Annotated in this window: 1 protein-coding gene; it reads left to right on the plus strand. The window is 75.7% G+C overall.

Translation table 11 applies throughout. The features are described 5' to 3' along the window. Window positions 1-40: 40 nt before the first annotated feature. Window positions 41-2,458, plus strand: a 2,418-nt coding sequence (locus G3I65_RS38420; protein WP_160700441.1) for an acyltransferase domain-containing protein, incomplete at its 3' end; no start/stop codon positions are given.

Consider the following 2,458-nt stretch of genomic DNA (forward strand, 5'->3'; position numbering starts at 1 on the left):
CCCCGCCGCCGAGCCGGCCACCGGTGCTGAGCGTCCGCTGGTGCCGTGGGTGCTTTCGGCGCGTTCCGACGACGCCTTGACCGACCAGATCGACCGCGTCACCGCCGTTTCCCCCGCACCGCTCGACGCCGGGTTCACCTTGGCGACCGCGCGGGCGCGGTTCGCGCACCGCGCCGTCCTGCTGGCCGGTGCCGACGGGGTGCGCGAGGTGGCCCGCGGCGTCGCATCGCCGGGACCGCTGGCGTTCCTGTTCACCGGCCAAGGCGCCCAGCGGATCGGGATGGGCCGGGAGCTGGCCGCGGCGTACCCGGTGTTCGCGGACGCGTTCGACGAGGTCCTCTCGGCGTTCGACCCCGCGGTCCGCTCGGTCGTGTGGGGTTCCGACGCCGAAGCACTGGCCGAAACCGGGATCGCGCAACCGGCGTTGTTCGCGATCGAAGTGGCGCTGGCCCGGCTGCTGGCGTCGTGGGGCGTCCGCCCGGACTTCGTCGCCGGGCACTCGGTGGGGGAGATCGCGGCCGCGCACGTGGCCGGGGTGCTGTCGCTGGCAGACGCGGGCACCCTGGTCGCCGCGCGCGGCCGGCTGATGCAGGCGCTGCCGCGCGGCGGGGCGATGGTGGCGATCGAAGCGTCCGAAGCGGACGTTCGCGCCGCCCTGATCGACGGCGCCGACCTCGCCGCGGTGAACGGACCGCGCTCGGTGGTGGTGTCCGGCGCCGAGGACGCGGTCCTCGAAGTGGCTTCCCGCTTCGGGAAGTCCAAGCGGCTCACCGTGTCGCACGCGTTCCACTCGCACCTGATGGACCCGATGCTGGCGGAGTTCCGCGAGGTCGTGGCGGAGCTGTCGTTCGCGCAGCCGGAGATCCCGGTGATCGCGGCCGGCGACGTGACCTCCCCGGAGTACTGGGTCCGGCACGTGCGCGCGACGGTCCGGTTCGCCGACGCGCTCGGCTCGTTGCGCGAGGCGGGCGTGACGACGTTCGCCGAGATCGGCCCGGACGCGGTGCTCGCCGGCCTGGTCGACGACCCGGCCGCGGCGGTCACCGCGGTGCTGCGCCGCGACCGCCCGGAGCCGGTCGCCGTCCTCGAGGCGCTGGGCCGCCTGCACGTCGCCGGGTCCACTGTGGACTGGTCCGCGTGGTTCGCCGGCTCCGGCGCTCGGGTGACGGACCTGCCGACGTACCCCTTCCAGCACCGGCGTTTCTGGCCGTCGGCCCCCGGGCACCCGCTCCTGGGCCCGGCCGTGGACCTCACCGACGGCGGCGTGGTCCGGACGAGCGTCCTCACGACGGCGACCCAGCCGTGGCTGGCGGACCACGCCGTCCACGGCACCCCCGTCCTCCCGGGCACGGCGTTCGCGGAGCTGGCCCTGGCGGCGGGTGTGGACCTCGGCGTCGACGAGCTGACGATCGAGTCCCCAGTGGACTTGACGGCGGACCGCACCCTCCAGGTCCGGCTGAGTCCCGCGGCCGACGGAACGCGGGAGTTCACCGTGTCGTCGCGGGCCGAGGGTTCGGACGACCCGTGGGTACAGCACGCGACCGGCCGGCTGGTGCCGGAGATCGCGGTGCCCGAGGACTTCGGTGCCGCTGCCGGTGCGACCGCTGCCGCCACGACCGCTGTTGCCGCCACGACTGCCGTGTCCGGCCCGACCCGCCCGGACACCTGGCCGCCCGCCGGTGCCGAACCCCTCGACCTCACCGGCCTGACCGACCGCCTCGCCGCCGACGGGCTCGGCTACGGCCCCGCCTTCCCCGGCCCCACCGCCGCCTGGCGCCGCGACCACGAAGTCTTCGCCGAAGTCGCACTGGCCGAACCGCAGCGTCCCGACGCCGGCGCGTACGGCCTCCACCCCGCCCTCTTCGACGCCACGCTGCGGCTCGTCTCCCTCCTCGACCCCGCCCTCGCCGGCAGCGTCCCGTTCTCCTGGCACGGCATCGCCCTGCACGCCACCGGCGCCGCCGCCCTGCGCGTGCGGCTCACCCCGGCCGACGGCGGCCTCCGCATCACCGCGACCGACCCGGCCGGCACCCCCGTGGTCTCCGTCGAGCGGCTCGTCCTCCGCCGCCCGGGCGCGGCCAAGACGTCGCAACCACTCCTGCGCCTCGACTGGACTCCCGTTTCACCCCAGGCGATCCAAACCGACGTCCTCACCGTCACCGGGGACCTGACCGACGTCCCGCGGTCGCTGCGCGAGGTCACCACCCACGCCTTGACCGAACTCCAGGAGGCGCTCACCCACGGCCGCACCCTGGTCGTCGTGATCCCCACCGGCGACCCGGTCGCGGCCGCCGCCGGGGGGCTCGTCCGCGCCGCCCAGGCGGAGCACCCCGGCCGCTTCACGCTCGTCGAGACCGACGGTTCCCTCGACCCGGCCGTCGCCGCGGACGAACCCGTCCTCAAGATCGAGAACGGCCGCCTCTTCGCCGCCCGCCTCGCCCGCGTGACCGCACCGCCC

Origin of the sequence: Amycolatopsis sp. SID8362, assembly GCF_010550475.1 — a bacterium.
Classification (GTDB): Bacteria; Actinomycetota; Actinomycetes; order Mycobacteriales; family Pseudonocardiaceae; genus Amycolatopsis; species Amycolatopsis eburnea.